General features: G+C 63.3%; 12 protein-coding genes. 7 read left to right on the top strand and 5 right to left on the bottom strand.

Annotated features, from left to right (window positions below; genetic code table 11):
• Nucleotides 1–50: 50 nt before the first annotated feature.
• Both hexR and AC6I6U_RS03850 read right to left on the bottom strand, forming a co-directional pair.
• A complete protein-coding gene (gene hexR, locus AC6I6U_RS03855) occupies nucleotides 51–917 on the bottom strand; it encodes a transcriptional regulator HexR (protein WP_017902205.1) in 867 nt (288 codons plus the stop codon).
• A 165-nt stretch (nucleotides 918–1,082) separates the two neighbouring features.
• Nucleotides 1,083–3,962, bottom strand: a complete 2,880-nt coding sequence (locus tag AC6I6U_RS03850; RefSeq protein WP_497880736.1) for a putative bifunctional diguanylate cyclase/phosphodiesterase — start codon at nucleotides 3,960–3,962, stop codon at nucleotides 1,083–1,085.
• 259 nt (nucleotides 3,963–4,221) lie between these two features.
• On the opposite strand from AC6I6U_RS03850, the gene uvrD reads away from it, so the two are divergent.
• The 4 genes from uvrD (at nucleotide 4,222) to AC6I6U_RS03830 (ending at nucleotide 8,730) form a co-directional block, all read left to right on the top strand.
• Nucleotides 4,222–6,405: a DNA helicase II gene (uvrD, locus tag AC6I6U_RS03845; RefSeq protein WP_497880735.1), complete on the top strand. Its 2,184-nt coding sequence runs from the start codon at nucleotides 4,222–4,224 to the stop codon at nucleotides 6,403–6,405.
• A gap of 86 nt (nucleotides 6,406–6,491) precedes the next feature.
• The gene (locus tag AC6I6U_RS03840) at nucleotides 6,492–6,932 is read left to right on the top strand and encodes an EamA family transporter (protein WP_497880734.1); all 441 of its coding nucleotides are present in this window, start codon (nucleotides 6,492–6,494) and stop codon (nucleotides 6,930–6,932) included.
• 381 nt (nucleotides 6,933–7,313) lie between these two features.
• The gene (locus AC6I6U_RS03835) at nucleotides 7,314–8,189 is read left to right on the top strand and encodes a Tim44 domain-containing protein (RefSeq protein WP_497880733.1); all 876 of its coding nucleotides are present in this window, start codon (nucleotides 7,314–7,316) and stop codon (nucleotides 8,187–8,189) included.
• A gap of 133 nt (nucleotides 8,190–8,322) precedes the next feature.
• Nucleotides 8,323–8,730, top strand: a complete 408-nt coding sequence (locus tag AC6I6U_RS03830; protein ID WP_017903741.1) for an SMI1/KNR4 family protein — start codon at nucleotides 8,323–8,325, stop codon at nucleotides 8,728–8,730.
• Nucleotides 8,731–8,763: 33 nt separating this feature from the next.
• Here AC6I6U_RS03830 and AC6I6U_RS03825 read toward each other — a convergent pair whose 3' ends face one another.
• Nucleotides 8,764–10,527 (bottom strand): cation:proton antiporter, encoded by a 1,764-nt coding sequence (locus tag AC6I6U_RS03825; protein WP_497880732.1) that lies wholly within the window; start codon nucleotides 10,525–10,527, stop codon nucleotides 8,764–8,766.
• A gap of 280 nt (nucleotides 10,528–10,807) precedes the next feature.
• Here AC6I6U_RS03825 and AC6I6U_RS03820 point away from each other — a divergent pair, with 280 nt between their 5' ends.
• The gene (locus AC6I6U_RS03820) at nucleotides 10,808–11,293 is read left to right on the top strand and encodes an acyl-CoA thioesterase (RefSeq protein ID WP_497880731.1); all 486 of its coding nucleotides are present in this window, start codon (nucleotides 10,808–10,810) and stop codon (nucleotides 11,291–11,293) included.
• A gap of 2 nt (nucleotides 11,294–11,295) precedes the next feature.
• Here the strand turns inward: AC6I6U_RS03820 and pdxY are convergent, their stop codons facing one another.
• Nucleotides 11,296–12,168: a pyridoxal kinase PdxY gene (pdxY, locus tag AC6I6U_RS03815; RefSeq protein WP_497880730.1), complete on the bottom strand. Its 873-nt coding sequence runs from the start codon at nucleotides 12,166–12,168 to the stop codon at nucleotides 11,296–11,298.
• A 114-nt stretch (nucleotides 12,169–12,282) separates the two neighbouring features.
• Here pdxY and AC6I6U_RS03810 point away from each other — a divergent pair, with 114 nt between their 5' ends.
• On the top strand, nucleotides 12,283–12,687 hold the full coding sequence (locus AC6I6U_RS03810) for a DUF3301 domain-containing protein (RefSeq protein WP_497880729.1): 405 nt from the start codon (nucleotides 12,283–12,285) through the stop codon (nucleotides 12,685–12,687).
• A gap of 4 nt (nucleotides 12,688–12,691) precedes the next feature.
• Here AC6I6U_RS03810 and AC6I6U_RS03805 read toward each other — a convergent pair whose 3' ends face one another.
• Nucleotides 12,692–13,663: a CobW family GTP-binding protein gene (locus AC6I6U_RS03805; protein ID WP_497880728.1), complete on the bottom strand. Its 972-nt coding sequence runs from the start codon at nucleotides 13,661–13,663 to the stop codon at nucleotides 12,692–12,694.
• Between the two features lie 35 nt (nucleotides 13,664–13,698).
• Here AC6I6U_RS03805 and AC6I6U_RS03800 point away from each other — a divergent pair, with 35 nt between their 5' ends.
• Nucleotides 13,699–14,055 (top strand): NADH:ubiquinone oxidoreductase, encoded by a 357-nt coding sequence (locus AC6I6U_RS03800; RefSeq protein WP_497882975.1) that lies wholly within the window; start codon nucleotides 13,699–13,701, stop codon nucleotides 14,053–14,055.
• Nucleotides 14,056–14,182 lie beyond the last annotated feature (127 nt).

Raw genomic sequence — 14,182 nt, 5'->3', positions numbered from 1 at the left:
GGCTGCCGGTCGTTACGATTTGGCGGCAGCCGGGTGACAGGCAGATGAATTCAGTCTTCGAGGTTCTTCAGCGACTTGGGCGATAGCCGCAAGCTGCGCAGGCTGCGCTTGACGCTCTTGAGGTGGTTGACCAGGCTCGGACCACGGGCCATCGCCACGCCCATCGCCAGCACGTCGATCACCACCAGGTGGGCGATACGCGAGGTCAGCGGCGTGTAGATCTCGGTGTCTTCGTGCACGTCGATCGCCAGGTTGATCGTCGACAGCTCGGCCAACGGTGTCTGGCTCGGGCACAGGGTGATCAGCGTCGCGCCGCTTTCACGAACCATGTTGGCGGTGATCAGCAGGTCCTTGGAACGCCCCGACTGGGAAATGCAGATCGCCACATCGCTGGGCTTGAGGGTCACCGCCGACATGGCCTGCATATGCGGGTCGGAATAGGCCGCGGCGGTCAGCAGCAGGCGGAAGAACTTGTGCTGGGCATCCGCCGCCACCGCGCCCGACGCACCGAAGCCGTAGAACTCCACACGCTGCGCCGCCGACATGGCCGTCACTGCCCGTTGCAGGGCCGCCGGGTCGAGCTTCTCGCGCACTTCCATCAGGGTGTGCAGGGTGGTGTCGAAGATCTTCAGGCTGTAGTCGGCGACCGAATCGTCTTCGTGGATCGCGAACTGGCCGAAACTGGCACCCGCCGCCAGGCTCTGCGCCAGCTTGAGTTTCAGGTCCTGGAAGCCCGAGCAACCGATGGCCCGGCAGAAGCGCACGATGGTCGGTTCGCTGATCCCCACGCTGTGGGCCAGGTCGGCCATGGAGCTGTGCATCACCGCCGCCGGGTCGAGCAGCACGTGATCGGCAACCTTGAGCTCCGATTTGCGAAGCAGGGTGCGGGACTGGGCGATGTGTTGCAACAGATTCACGGGCTGGACTCGATTGTTATGGGCGAATGCCGAGGATGTAGCATTCTTGTAGTTATACTACATGAATTCGTCGATTGCCTGTTCCATTGCGTGGTGGATACGTTCTCAGGAGGCGGGTTTTGTGGCGGATGGCCGCCTTTGGCGGTTCGCGGGCAAGCCCGGCTCCTACAAGGGAGCGGTGCGCTGATCGTCGCGCAGCAGTTGCACCAGTGCCGCCACCTCCACCGGCCGGCTGATCAGGTAGCCCTGTACCTCGTCGCAGCCATGCTCCTTGAGGAACTCCAGTTGTTGCGGGTTCTCGACGCCCTCGGCCACCACCTTCAGGCCCAGGCTATGGGCCATGGCAATGATCGCCCGGGTGATCGCGGCGTCTTCGCTGCCCTCGTCGAGGCCGCGGATGAAGGCCTGGTCGATCTTCACGTAGTCCACCGGGAAGCGCTTGAGGTAGCTCAGCGACGAATAACCCGTACCAAAATCGTCGATCGCCAGCTTCACGCCCAGGGCACGCAGTTGCTGGAAGGTCGCGATGATGTGCTCGACACTGTCGAGCAATTGGCTCTCGGTCAATTCGAGTTCCAGCAGATGCGGCGCCAGTCCGCTTTCCTCGAGTACCTGGCGGACCAGGCTGACCAGCTTGCCCTGGCGCAGCTGATGCACCGACAGGTTCACCGACACCCGCATTGCCGGCAGGCCCTGGCGCTGCCATTCGCAGGCCTGCCAGCAGGCCCGGCGCAGCACAAACTCGCCGATCGGACCGATCAGCCCGGTCTCCTCCGCCAGACCGATGAAATCCCCCGGCGGCACCCGGCCCATGGTCGGGTGCTCCCAGCGCACCAGCGCCTCGGCGGCGTTCAGGCGGCCGGTGGCCAGGCACAGCTTGGGTTGGTAAAACACATTCAGTTGCTGCTCCTCGATGGCCTTGCGCAACTGGTTTTCCAGTTGCAGGCGCTCCAGGGTGCTGGCCTGCAGGCTGTCGGTGTAGAACTGGAAGTTGTTCCCACCCAGATGCTTGGCGTGCTGCATGGCGATGTTCGACTGGCTGACCAGCGCCAGGATTTCCCGAGCGCTGTCCGGCAACAGGCTGATGCCCATGGACGCGCTCACCACCAGTTCGTGCCCTTCTATGGTCAACGGCAGGCGCAGCTTGCCGAGCAGGCGCGTCGCCACCCGGGCCAGGCTGGACAGGCTGCCGTAGGCATCGAACAGCACCGCGAATTCATCGCCGGACAACCGGGCGATGGTGTTCGCCTCCGGCAACGCGTTCACCAGCCGCCGGGACATTTTCTGCAGCAGTTGGTCGGCCACTTCATGGCCCAGGCTGTCGTTGAGCAGCTTGAAGCGATCCAGGTTGATGTGCAGCAACGCCAGGCTGCGGCCTTCCTGGCGGGCACGCTGGTTGGCCTCGCGCAGGCGCTCCTTGAACAGCGAGCGGTTGGCCAGGCCGGTCAGTTCGTCATAGTGGGTGAGAAAGCGCATGCGCTCTTCAGATTCGCGCCGTGCTGACAGATCAGCGAAGAAGCCCACGATATGGCTGACTTTTCCCCGAGCATCGCGCACGACATTCAACTGCAGCCATTGCGGGTAAAGCTCGCCGTTCTTGCGCGCCTCCACCAACTCGCCCTGCCAATTGCCGTACTGTTCCAGCGATTGGTGGATCATCGAAAAATGCCGACGGGCATCGCGACTGCACGGCAGTTCGACGACGTTACGCCCCAGCATGTCTTCCATCTGATAGCCGGTGACCCGGCTGAACGCCTGGTTGACCGCCAGCAACGAGTAGTTCGGGTCGAAGATCACGATGCCTTCGCTGGCCGCCTCGAACACCGTCGCCGCCAGTTGCCGCTGCCCCTCCAGCTCCTTGTGGGAGCTGATATCACGGCGGGTACCGACCATGCGTAGTACCCGGCCGCTGGCACTACGTTCCACTGCCCGGCCACGGTCCTCGATCCAGACCCAGTGGCCACTGCCATGGCGCACGCGGTATTCGATGACATAGTCCTCGCTGCGACCCTTGAGGTGTTCCACCAGGGCGCGCTTGAGCGCCGGCACGTCTTCGGGATGCAACCGCGGCTTGAGGTGGCCGAGCATGGCCGTGACGTACTGGGGATCAAGGCCGAACAGCTCCTTGATGTGAGTGTGATGAACCTCGTCGGTCTGCAGGTTCCAGTCCCACAGGCCCAGCTCACTGGCCTGCAAGGCCAGCGCCAGGCGGGTTTCGCTCTTGGTCAGGGCGCGGTTCGCCAGGTCCAGTTCCTGGCTGCGCTGGGCGACGCGGCTTTCCAGTTCTACGTGGGCCTCGCGCAGCTCCAGCTCGGCTCGACGACGTTGCTCGACCTCGCGCGCCAACTCCTGGTTGAGCTGCTCGCTGCGGGCCTGGGCCTGCTGCAGGTTCTCGATCAGGGCCTGGTTCTGGAAGCGCCGCAGCAGGCCGCGCTCGATCAGCCGATTGACCTGCAAGGCCACCACACTCAGCGATACCAGCAGGATCAGCCCGAGCCAGCCCCACCCCTGGCGCGCGCCGTCGCCGTCCCAGAACAGATAGCCGATCGCTGGCAGCAGGCAGGGCAAGGTGAAGGTCAGGAATGCCTGGAAGCTCACGGCATAGGCAATGCTGGCGGACAAGGTGGCCGCGCCGATCAGGCCGAACACCCAGGCCTGCTGGAGAAAGCTGTCGGTGGGCACCAGGGCGATGCCGGCACAGGCCAGGGTCAGGCCGCTGACGGCAGAGCCGAGCAGAAACATGCGGCGCCAGATCGGCTGCGCCTGGCGGCTGGAGATGGCCGAATCGAATGCCGCGACCTGGATCACGCGCAAGGCCACCAGTGCCATCAGCCAGACCATCCAGACGCTGACCAGCAGGTAGCGTTGCGGGCTCCAGAGCAGCCAGGCACAGACCAGGCCATTGATCAGCATGAACAGAGTGGGCAGCAACGAGCCCTGGTACAACAGGCGCGTGCGCTCGACCGCCAACTCGGTGGCGAACTGCTTGCGAATAACCCGCCCGGCCTCCGCAGAGGGGCTCAGCGCGTCGGAGCTGTGAGTCATATGGGCATTGTTCTTATAGTTGAGCCATAAATGTCGCAGGAGCATACACAAGCCTCCGGCCGGACCAAACTGCTCCAAGTCATAAAATGTAATGGATTTGCCCGCAATAGACCCTTCCGAAAGGTACAAGGTCAGGTGCTGCACCGCCTGTAGGCCATGACCCACCGGTCGTCATCACGCGAGTTTTTTCACCGGCCACGATGTCGACCGCCCGGCAATAGGGTTTGCCCGCCCGTAGCCAGCACCCTAGAATGCGCCGATGCGCAACGATGACCTCTCCCTCCTGCTGAACTCCCTCAACGATGCCCAACGCCAGGCCGTAGCCGCCCCCGTTGGTCGTCAGTTGGTCCTGGCTGGCGCCGGCTCCGGTAAGACCCGGGTGCTGGTGCACCGTATCGCCTGGTTGATCCAGGTCGAGAACGCCTCGCCCTACTCGATCCTGTCGGTGACCTTCACCAACAAGGCCGCTGCCGAGATGCGCCACCGCATCGAGCAGCTGATGGGCATCAGCCCGGCCGGCATGTGGGTCGGCACCTTCCACGGCCTGGCGCACCGCCTGTTGCGGGCGCACTGGCAGGAAGCCGGGCTGAGCCAGACCTTCCAGATCCTCGACAGCGACGACCAGCAGCGGCTGGTCAAGCGGGTGATCCGCGACCTGGGCCTCGACGAGCAACGCTGGCCGGCCCGCCAGGCGCAGTGGTTCATCAACGGGCAGAAGGACGAGGGCCTGCGGCCGAAACACATCCAGGCCAGTGGCGACCTGTTCCTGGCGACCATGCGCAGCATCTACGAAGCCTACGAGGCGGCCTGCGCACGGGCCAACGTGATCGACTTCTCCGAACTGCTGCTGCGCGCCCTCGACCTGTGGCGCGACAACCCGGGCCTGCTCGAACACTACCAGAAGCGTTTCCGGCACATCCTGGTGGACGAGTTCCAGGACACCAACGCCGTGCAGTACGCCTGGTTGCGCCTGCTGGCCAAGGGCGGCGACAGCCTGATGGTGGTCGGCGACGACGACCAGTCGATCTACGGCTGGCGCGGCGCGAAAATCGAGAACATCTACCAGTATTCCGATGATTTCCCGGACGCCGAGACCATCCGCCTGGAGCAGAACTACCGCTCCACCGCCGGCATCCTCAAGGCCGCCAACGCCCTGATCGCCAACAACACCGGGCGCCTGGGCAAGGAGCTGTGGACGGACGGCGGCGATGGCGAGGCGATCAACCTCTACGCCGCCTTCAACGAACACGATGAAGCGCGCTACGTGGTGGAAACCATCGAAAGCGCGCTGAAGACCGGCCTCGCACGCAGCGACATCGCCATTCTCTATCGCTCCAACGCCCAGTCGCGGGTGCTGGAAGAAGCCCTGCTGCGCGAGCGCATTCCCTACCGGATCTACGGTGGCCAGCGCTTCTTCGAACGGGCCGAGATCAAGAACGCCATGGCCTACCTGCGCCTGCTCGAAGGGCGTGGCAACGATGCGGCGCTGGAGCGGGTGATCAACGTCCCGGCCCGCGGCATCGGCGAGAAGACCGTCGAAGCCATCCGCGACCATGCGCGCCATAGCCATGTGTCGATGTGGGAAGCCATGGCCCAGTTGATCGCCAACAAGGGCGTGACCGGCCGTGCCGCCAGCGCACTCGGGGCCTTCATCGAGCTGATCGAGAACCTCGCCGCGAAGACCAAAGAGAGCCCGCTGCACCTGATGACCCAGATCGTCATCGAACAGTCCGGGCTGATTGCCTATCACGAAGCGGAAAAGGGTGAAAAAGGCCAGGCTCGGGTGGAAAACCTTGAAGAACTGGTGAGCGCGGCGCGCAACTTCGAAGCCGCCGAGGGCGAGGAAGACTTGTCGCCGCTGGCCGCGTTCCTTGGCCATGCCTCGCTGGAGGCCGGCGATGCCCAGGCCGACGAGCACGAAGACAGCATCCAGCTGATGACCCTGCACAGCGCCAAGGGCCTGGAATTCCCCTACGTGTTCCTGGTGGGCATGGAAGAAGGCCTGTTCCCGCACAAGATGAGTCTGGAAGAGCCTGGCCGCCTGGAGGAGGAACGCCGGCTGGCGTACGTGGGCATTACCCGGGCGATGCAGAACCTGGTCATGACCTATGCGGAAACCCGCCGCTTGTACGGCAGCGAGACCTACAACAAGGTATCGCGCTTCGTGCGCGAGGTTCCGAAAGGCCTGGTGCAGGAAGTGCGCCTGTCCAACAGCGTCAGTCGCCCATTCGGCGGCGGCCAGCAGCAGAGCAGCAGCCTGTTCAGCGGCAGCGCCATTCCGCAGACCGAGTTCAGCCTGGGCCAGGCGGTGCGCCACAGTATCTTCGGCGACGGCGTGATCCTCAACTTCGAGGGCTCCGGCGCCCAGGCGCGGGTCCAGGTGAACTTCAGCGAAGGCAGCAAGTGGCTGATGCTCGGCTACGCCAAGCTGGAAGCCATCTGAGGCATTGGGCTTGGCGCCTTCGGGCGCCCATGCCCTGCGGCGCCGCACAAGCAATCCTCGCCATCAGCCACCGGAGTAGACAGCACATGGGCCACAGCTTCTTTTCTTCGTGGACATTCTGGGCACTGCTGTCGGCAACTTTTGCCGCGTTGACTGCGATTTTCGCGAAGATCGGCATCGATAACGTCAACTCTGACTTCGCGACCCTGCTGCGCACGGTGGTGGTGCTGATCAGCCTGACCTTGATTGTGTACGCGACGGGCCAATATCAGTCCATGGGTTCGATCTCGGGCAAGAGCTACCTGTTCCTGTTGCTGTCGGGCCTGGCCACCGGCGCTTCCTGGCTGTGCTATTTCCGCGCGTTGAAAGCCGGCCCGGCCTCGCTGGTGGCGCCGGTGGACAAGCTCAGCGTGGTGCTGGTGGCGATCATCGGCGTCCTGCTGCTGGGCGAAAAACTCGACCTGCGTCAATGGGCCGGCATCGGCATGATCACCGGCGGCGTGGTCCTGCTAGCCCTGCGACGCTGACACCGCTCTCTGGGCACCTGCGCCACCTTTTCCCTGTGGGAGCCGGCTTGCTGGCGGTAGCGATCTGCTTGGCGCAACAGTATCCGCTGGATTGCCGCGCCTCTGTAGGAGCAGGGCTTGCCCGCGAAGCTTTTGGCGTTATCAAGGCCCCCTTCGCGGGCAAGCCCTGCTCCTACAGGTTTGGCGACGAACTGAAAATTTCATACAGAATTTAAAGACGAGCCAACAACCCAATAAGCATTGGCCCTACTGGCTTTCATGAAATATTCAGCATTGGAATGAGAGGATTCAGGCAAAAGCCGGAAACACTCTCTCGCTAGCCAGTCACACTTCACCTGTGCAGTATGACACGCGTGCACTCCACAAACGGGAATACCCTTTATGCAACGTTTTCTTAGCATCGCCCTGGCGCTCTGCATCGGCCTGACGATGAGCCTCGACGCCAACGCCAAGCGCTTTGGCGGCGGTAAAAGCGCGGGCTCGGCCCCGACCCACCAGACCAGCCAGATGGCCCCTGCCGCTGGCGCAGCCGGCGGTGCAGCCGCCACGGCGGGCGCAGCCGGTGCCGCAGGCGCGGCAGCCAAGGCCGGCGGCGCCTCGCGCTGGCTGGGCCCATTGGCCGGTATCGCCGCTGGCGGCCTGCTGGCGTCCATGTTCATGGGCGGCGGCTTCCAGGGCATGCAGTTCTTCGACATCCTGATCATGGCAGTCATCGCCTTCGTGATCTTCCGCTTCATTGCCGCCCGTCGCCGCAAGCAGCAGGAGCAGATGGCTCCAGCCGGCGCGCCGTACCAGCGTGAAGTCTTCGAGCAACCGGCGCCTGCGCAGAACTCGATCTTCGGTGGTTCCGCCGCTCCTGCCGCACCACGCCGTGTGATCAACGCGCCGGCCTGGTTCAACGAGCAGAACTTCCTGGAAGCCGCCCGCAACCACTTCCAGACGCTGCAGCAGCACTGGGACGCCAACGAGATGGACAAGATCGCCGAGTTCGTCACCCCGCAAATGCTGCAGTTCCTCAAGCAGGAACGCGCCAGCCTGGGCGACGGTTTCCAGTCCACCTACATCGACAACCTGCAGGTGCAACTGGACGGCGTGGATGACCGTGCCGACAAGACCATCGCCACCCTGACCTTCAGCGGCGTGTCGAAAACCTCGCGGTTCGACCAGGGCGAAGCCTTCAGCGAAAGCTGGAACATGGAACGCCCGCAAGGCGAAAACCAGCCTTGGCTGGTCGCGGGTATCCGCCAGAACGGCTGATCCAGGCGCGTCACGCAGTACACCAGAACCCCGGACTTGTCCGGGGTTTTGCATTTCACGATTGCACTTGTAACGAGCTACTGTATAAAACGCGTCATACCAAACCGCGCCATGCAGCAAGAGGATTGAGGCCGTGGAAGAAGTTATCGAACAATTGCGTGAAGCCAACGAACCCGTACCGGTGCCACTGGAGTTGCCCGACGAAGACCAGTTGGTCGAGATCGAAGAGGAGTTGTTCATCAACATCCCCTTTGTCTTCAAGGAATTCCTGCTGACCGTCAGCGACGTGGTCTACGGCAGCCTGGAGCCGGTGACCGTCACCGACCCGCAATCGCACACCTACCTGCCGGAAGTGGCAGCCAATGCCTGGGACAGCGGTGTGCCACGGGACCTGATCCCGATCTGCCAGGACGGTGACGACTACTACTGCGTCGAGGAAGACGGCACCGTGGTGCTGTGGTCCGGCGAAGAAGAGCTGATCACCGAAGAGTCCTGGGAATCGGTCTGGCACTGGGCACGGGACGTCTGGCTGGAAAGCTGACACCCCGCCGACTCGACGGGGCACCCTGGGGCCTCAGTGCCCCGCCGAGTCCTTGTTGTTCTCCAGCGTCTCCAGCAGAGCGACCTGCATCCGCGTATGCACGCGCACGAACCAGCGCCAGAGCAACGCCGCCACCGCCGCCGCGACCACCGCGATCAGCACCAGCAGTTCGTTGGTCGGCAGGATGCTCGCCGACAACGCCGACAGCAGCAGGAAGATCACCAGCAGCGACAACAGCGGAATCACCTCGGCAATCACCCGCCGTACGCGCTGGGTATGCCGCCCGGCCATGTCCGGCTTCACCCCCATTTCCGCCAGCAGCATCGACAGCGCCTTGAGCTTGCGATAGGCGGCAATCAGGAAAGGCAGCGACAGCAGCAGCGCGCCGCCCCAGATCAATGCCTTGTGCCAGCTCGGCTCGCCGACCCAGCCTTCCAGGTAAAGGGCAATCGGCTGGGCAAAAAAGCCGCCGGCAAAAAAGATCGCTACCACCAGCGCCAGGTTGACCCCGACCTGCAGCAGGATCTTGCGGATCAGCGAGGCCAGCAACGCACCTTCGCCCTGGGGCTGGATGCTGCGCAGCCATTCGCCGTACAGGCCGAACACCCGCCCCATTCGTCGTGGCATCACCGCCGCGAGCTTCAGCGACAGCGGGTCCGCGGCACGAATCAGGTACGGCGTAAGCAAGGTGGTGATGACCGACACCGCCACGGCCACCGGATACAGGAAATGGCTGGTGACCTGCAGGGTCATGCCCAACGAGGCGATGATGAAGGAAAACTCGCCGATCTGTGACAGCCCCATCCCAACCCGCAATGAGGTCCGTCCGTCATTACCGGCGATAAACGCGCCCAGGCCGCAGGACAACATTTTTCCCAGCACCACCGCCACGGTGATCACCGCGATCGGCCAGGCATAGTCGAGCAGCACCGCCGGATCGAGCATCAGGCCGATGGCGACGAAGAAGATCGCACTGAACAGGTCGCGAACCGGCTCGATCAGGCGCTCGATCTTCAGCAACTGCCGCGACTCGGCCATGATCGCACCGATCAGGAACGCTCCCAGCACCATGCTGTATTCAAGCTTCACCACCAGCAGGCAGAAACCGAAGCACAGCCCCAGCACGGTGATCAGCAGCATTTCGTTACTTTCGAAACGGGCGACGTAGGCCAGCAGGCGCGGCACCAGCAAAATGCCGATCACCAGCGCGACGATCATGAACAGCGACAGCTTGCCGACCGTGGAGAACACCTCGCCGGAACTCACCGTGCCGCTGACGGCGATGCTCGACAGCAGGGCGATGATGCCGATACCGAGGATGTCCTCGACGATCAGCACGCCAAAAATCAGCTGCGCGAAACGCTGGTTCTTCATCTTCAGGTCATTGAGTGCCTTGACGATGATGGTGGTCGAGGAGATCGCCAGGATCGCCCCGAGAAACAGCGAGTCCATGGTGTTCCAGTCGAACCAGCGGCCGATCTCGTAGCCGATCCAGATCATCAGCACGATTTCCAGGAACGCGGCGATAAACGCCGTCGCGCCGACCTTGAACAGCTTGCCCAGGCTGAACTCCAGCCCCAGGCAGAACATCAGGAAGATCACCCCGAGTTCGGCCAGGGTCTTGATGGTGTCCTCGCCGTGGATCAGGCCGAACGGCGGGGTGTGCGGGCCGATGATGAACCCGGCGATGATGTAGCCGAGAACCACCGGCTGCTTGAAGCGATGGAACAGGATGGTGACCACGCCCGCCACCAGCATGATCACGGCCAGATCCTGGATAAAACTGATGGCATGCATGGCGGACGCTCCTTGTGGCTGGCGGATGCCGGGGAAAACCGCCCACCACTCCAAGGAGCCGTCAGCGATCACCGTTCCAGGTGTAAGAATTTTCTATGGCATGGCTTTTTGAAGGTTAACACCGGGGCTTCCGACAAAAAGCCGGTGCAATATGTAGAAACAGATCGCTTGGCGCGTGACGATGGCTCCACGGCTGGCGTCCCGTAATCGAGGTGTCTGAAAAATACCGAAAGCGCCCGCAGAGGTGCCTGAACTTGTCCCTACCTACCGTGAGCGTGCTATGGAACCTGGAAATGCCCAGCTGTCGATGACCGTTTTGATGACCCCGGATATGGCCAACTTTTCTGGCAATGTCCACGGCGGCACCCTGCTCAAGTACCTGGATGAAGTGGCCTATGCCTGCGCCGCCCGTTATGCCGGCAGCTACGTGGTGACCCTGTCGGTGGACCAGGTGATTTTCCGTGAGCCGGTGCATGTCGGCGAACTGGTAACCTTCCTGGCCTCGGTCAACTACACCGGCAACACCTCGATGGAGGTCGGTATCAAGGTGGTGACGGAGAATATCCGCGAGCGCTCGGTGCGCCACTCCAACAGCTGCTTCTTCACCATGGTTGCGATCGATGACCAGCGCAAGCCGGTGTCAGTGCCGCCATTGCAGCCGGAGACCAGCGAGGGCAAGCGCCGCTACGCCCAGGCGAAGCAGCGTCGGCAGATCCGCCAGGAGCTGGAAAAACGCTACCAGGAGATCAAGGCCGACGCACCTTGAGTTCAAGGCGTGATCGGTAACGCCTCGAAGCGTACCCGTGGATGGGCGATGCGATCCTGGGCCCGCACCAGTTCCAACTCGTAACTGGCGCAGGCCTGGGTTTCCAGCAACACCTCGTGCACCGCCGCCGCAGTGAACTCGAACGCCGCCACCAGGCTGTCGCCCAGCAGTACACGGGCCAGGAACAGCCCCGACGTCAGGTCGCCGACGCCCACCGGCTGGCGCGGAAAAGCCAGCAGCGGCCGGCGCAGGTGCCAGTTGCCTTCAGCCGTCACCAACAGCATCTCGAAACTGTCTTCGGGTTTGCCCGGATAGGACAGGTGCTTGACCAGTACCACCTTCGGCCCACGGGCCAACAGGCTGCGAGCCATCGCCAGGCAATCGAACAGCGATTGCGGCGAACGGCCACAGAAGCTGTCCAGCTCCAACTGGTTGGGGCAAAGAATGTCGGCCTGGGCCACCGCCTCCTGCAGCAGGAAGTCACTGACTTCCACCGGCACGCTGCAACCCTTCTCCGGATGGCCCATCACCGGGTCGCACAGGTACAGGGCCTTGGGGTTGGCCGCCTTGATCCGCGCCACGCCACTGAGAATCGCCCGGCCCTGGGCCGCGCTGCCCAGGTAGCCGGACAGCACCGCGTCGCAGTTGCCCAGTTCGCCGATGGCGGCAATGCCTTCGACCAGTTCCGGAATCCGATGAGGGGCCAGCACTTCCCCGGCCCACTGGCCATACTGGGTGTGGTTGGAGAACTGTACGGTGTTCAACGGCCAGACATTCACCCCGACGCGCTGCATGGGGAAAACCGCCGCGCCATTGCCGGCATGACCGAAAACCACGTGGGACTGAATGGCAAGCAGATGAAGAGTGCGTTTCATTCCGAATTCCAGCAAGGCAAAAAGATTCAAGCCGCGCAGTATGCGACGAAACAGAGCCTGTACGACAGACCGGAGAGCCAGTTAAGCTTCTATCAACTTGTTGGAGTGGCGTTCATGCTGACCCTCGGAAATATGTTCGTGCTGATGTTGCTGGCCACCGGCGCTGCCTGGCTCTGGCATAACCATGGCCTGCGCGAACGGGCGCTGGAACGGGTCAAGCAGCACTGCGCCAGGCTCGACCTGGAACTGCTCGACGGCGCCGTGGCGCTCAAGCGCATCGGTTTCGTTCGCCACGCCAACGGTCGGCGGCGCCTGGCGCGGATCTACCACTTCGAGTTCACCGTCACCGGCGAGCAACGGCACGTCGGTACCATCACCCAGTTCGGCGCCCACAGCGCGCAGATCGAACTGCCGCCCTACCCGTTCGAGGCCCGCTCCGAACTGCCGAGCGCCGAGATCATCGAGCTGAGCCAGTGGCGCCAGGATCACCCCAAGGACCACAGCCAGTCCCGTCACTGACCCGCTAAAGCCGACAGGCCTGCATACCGGCCTTCAACCGCTCGACGTCGCCGGGCTCGCTGAAGATCAACTCAAGCCGCGAGTCCCGTCGCCATTCGCTGGGCTGCCAGTCCAGCGGCGAGTTATCCACAGCGTTGCTCGAGACCCAGCCACTCGGGCTGTGGATAACCAGCTTGGCCCTCGACCAGTCCAGGCCCGCCAGCCACTGGCGAATACGTTCCGGATCCAATTGCTGGCTCGGGTGCCAGCGCCAGCCGATGCTCCAGTTGCCCTCCTGCGCATGCTCCTGGCAGATCGGCTGGGTCGGATCGGTCCAGATCGCCGGCAGTGTCACGCTCGCCGTTACGGCGGGCAATACGCCCGGTACGGCCGACTCATCCGGCACCGAGGACTCCAAGGCCAGCAGCTCGTCCAGCGCCAACACGCCCTGCTCGGTCCAGCGCAGTGGGCGCTCCGGCAAACGCGCCAATACCCGGGCGCGCTCGGTTTCGTCCAACCCTTGCGCCTTGTTCAGCAGGAGTAACCCGGCCAGCGCCAACGCCTCCTGCTGGGACTCCGGCAGCGGTTTGCCTGCGGCCAGGGCCGGGGCATCCAGCACCATCACGCACGGCTGCAGGGCCAGGACACCGAGCCACGGCGCCGCGCCCAACTGCCGGAGAATCTGCGCCGGATGACCGAGGCCGGAAGGCTCGATGAACAGCCGATCGGGCCGGGCCTTGCGCAGCAACCGGCCGAGGCCGATCTGGAACGGCGCGCCATTGACGCAGCAGACACAGCCGCCAGCCACCTCGCCCAGTGCGATACCATCGTCAGCCTGGGTCAGCAGCACGGCATCCAGGCCGATCTGGCCGAACTCATTGATCAGCACGGCCCAGCGCTCGGCCCCAGGCTTTTGCGCCAGCAGGTGGCGGATCAGGCTGGTCTTGCCGGCACCAAGGGGACCGGCGATGACATGCGTGGGAATGTTCTGCAACATAAGTGGGCCGATAGGTCTGAAGAGGTGGGTAAATGATGCGGTCGATTGGCCTGGCGCTGCTCATGGCGCTGGGCTCAAGCCAGGTCCTGGCGCAAGCCTGTGTGGTCCACAGCCACGGCGAGCGGCTCGACGTAAAGGTTTGCCAGGAAAACGTAAGCATCCCGGCCAAGCTGTTCAACGACGGTTTCTGCCAGCCGAACCTGGCGGGCCAGAAGGTCGAGGTCGAATACGTCGAGCAGTGCCCGGGCGGTTCATTCGGTGTCTGCCGGAACGCCCAGGTTGCCAATATGCCCTACCGGCAGAATATTCACTATTACGGCGTGGCGACGGATGCGGCGTATCTCAAGCCGTTTTGCGAGGGCCAGAGTGGCGGGCAGTGGCAGGTGCCCTGATCAAGACCTGAAGATTTGGGGCGCCTGGTTCGCGGATAAATCCGGCGCCCACGGAACGCATGCCTTCAGAGCAGCGCTGCCCTTGTGGGAGCAGGATTTATCCGCGAAAGGGCCAGACCAGACAACA

The sequence above is a fragment of the Pseudomonas sp. UTLPPB19802 genome, from assembly GCF_059730225.1.
This window is presented reverse-complemented; position numbering and strand designations above follow the sequence as displayed.

Excerpts from the sequence above, each read along its gene's own strand:
- AC6I6U_RS03850 (WP_497880736.1), bottom strand. The coding sequence starts at position 3,962 with ATGACTCACAGCTCCGACGCGCTGAGCCCCTCTGCGGAGGCCGGGCGG.
- uvrD (WP_497880735.1), top strand. The coding sequence starts at position 4,222 with ATGCGCAACGATGACCTCTCCCTCCTGCTGAACTCCCTCAACGATGCC.
- AC6I6U_RS03840 (WP_497880734.1), top strand. The coding sequence starts at position 6,492 with ATGGGCCACAGCTTCTTTTCTTCGTGGACATTCTGGGCACTGCTGTCG.
- AC6I6U_RS03835 (WP_497880733.1), top strand. The coding sequence starts at position 7,314 with ATGCAACGTTTTCTTAGCATCGCCCTGGCGCTCTGCATCGGCCTGACG.
- AC6I6U_RS03825 (WP_497880732.1), bottom strand. The coding sequence starts at position 10,527 with ATGCATGCCATCAGTTTTATCCAGGATCTGGCCGTGATCATGCTGGTG.
- AC6I6U_RS03820 (WP_497880731.1), top strand. The coding sequence starts at position 10,808 with ATGGAACCTGGAAATGCCCAGCTGTCGATGACCGTTTTGATGACCCCG.
- pdxY (WP_497880730.1), bottom strand. The coding sequence starts at position 12,168 with ATGAAACGCACTCTTCATCTGCTTGCCATTCAGTCCCACGTGGTTTTC.
- AC6I6U_RS03810 (WP_497880729.1), top strand. The coding sequence starts at position 12,283 with ATGCTGACCCTCGGAAATATGTTCGTGCTGATGTTGCTGGCCACCGGC.
- AC6I6U_RS03805 (WP_497880728.1), bottom strand. The coding sequence starts at position 13,663 with ATGTTGCAGAACATTCCCACGCATGTCATCGCCGGTCCCCTTGGTGCC.
- AC6I6U_RS03800 (WP_497882975.1), top strand. The coding sequence starts at position 13,699 with ATGCGGTCGATTGGCCTGGCGCTGCTCATGGCGCTGGGCTCAAGCCAG.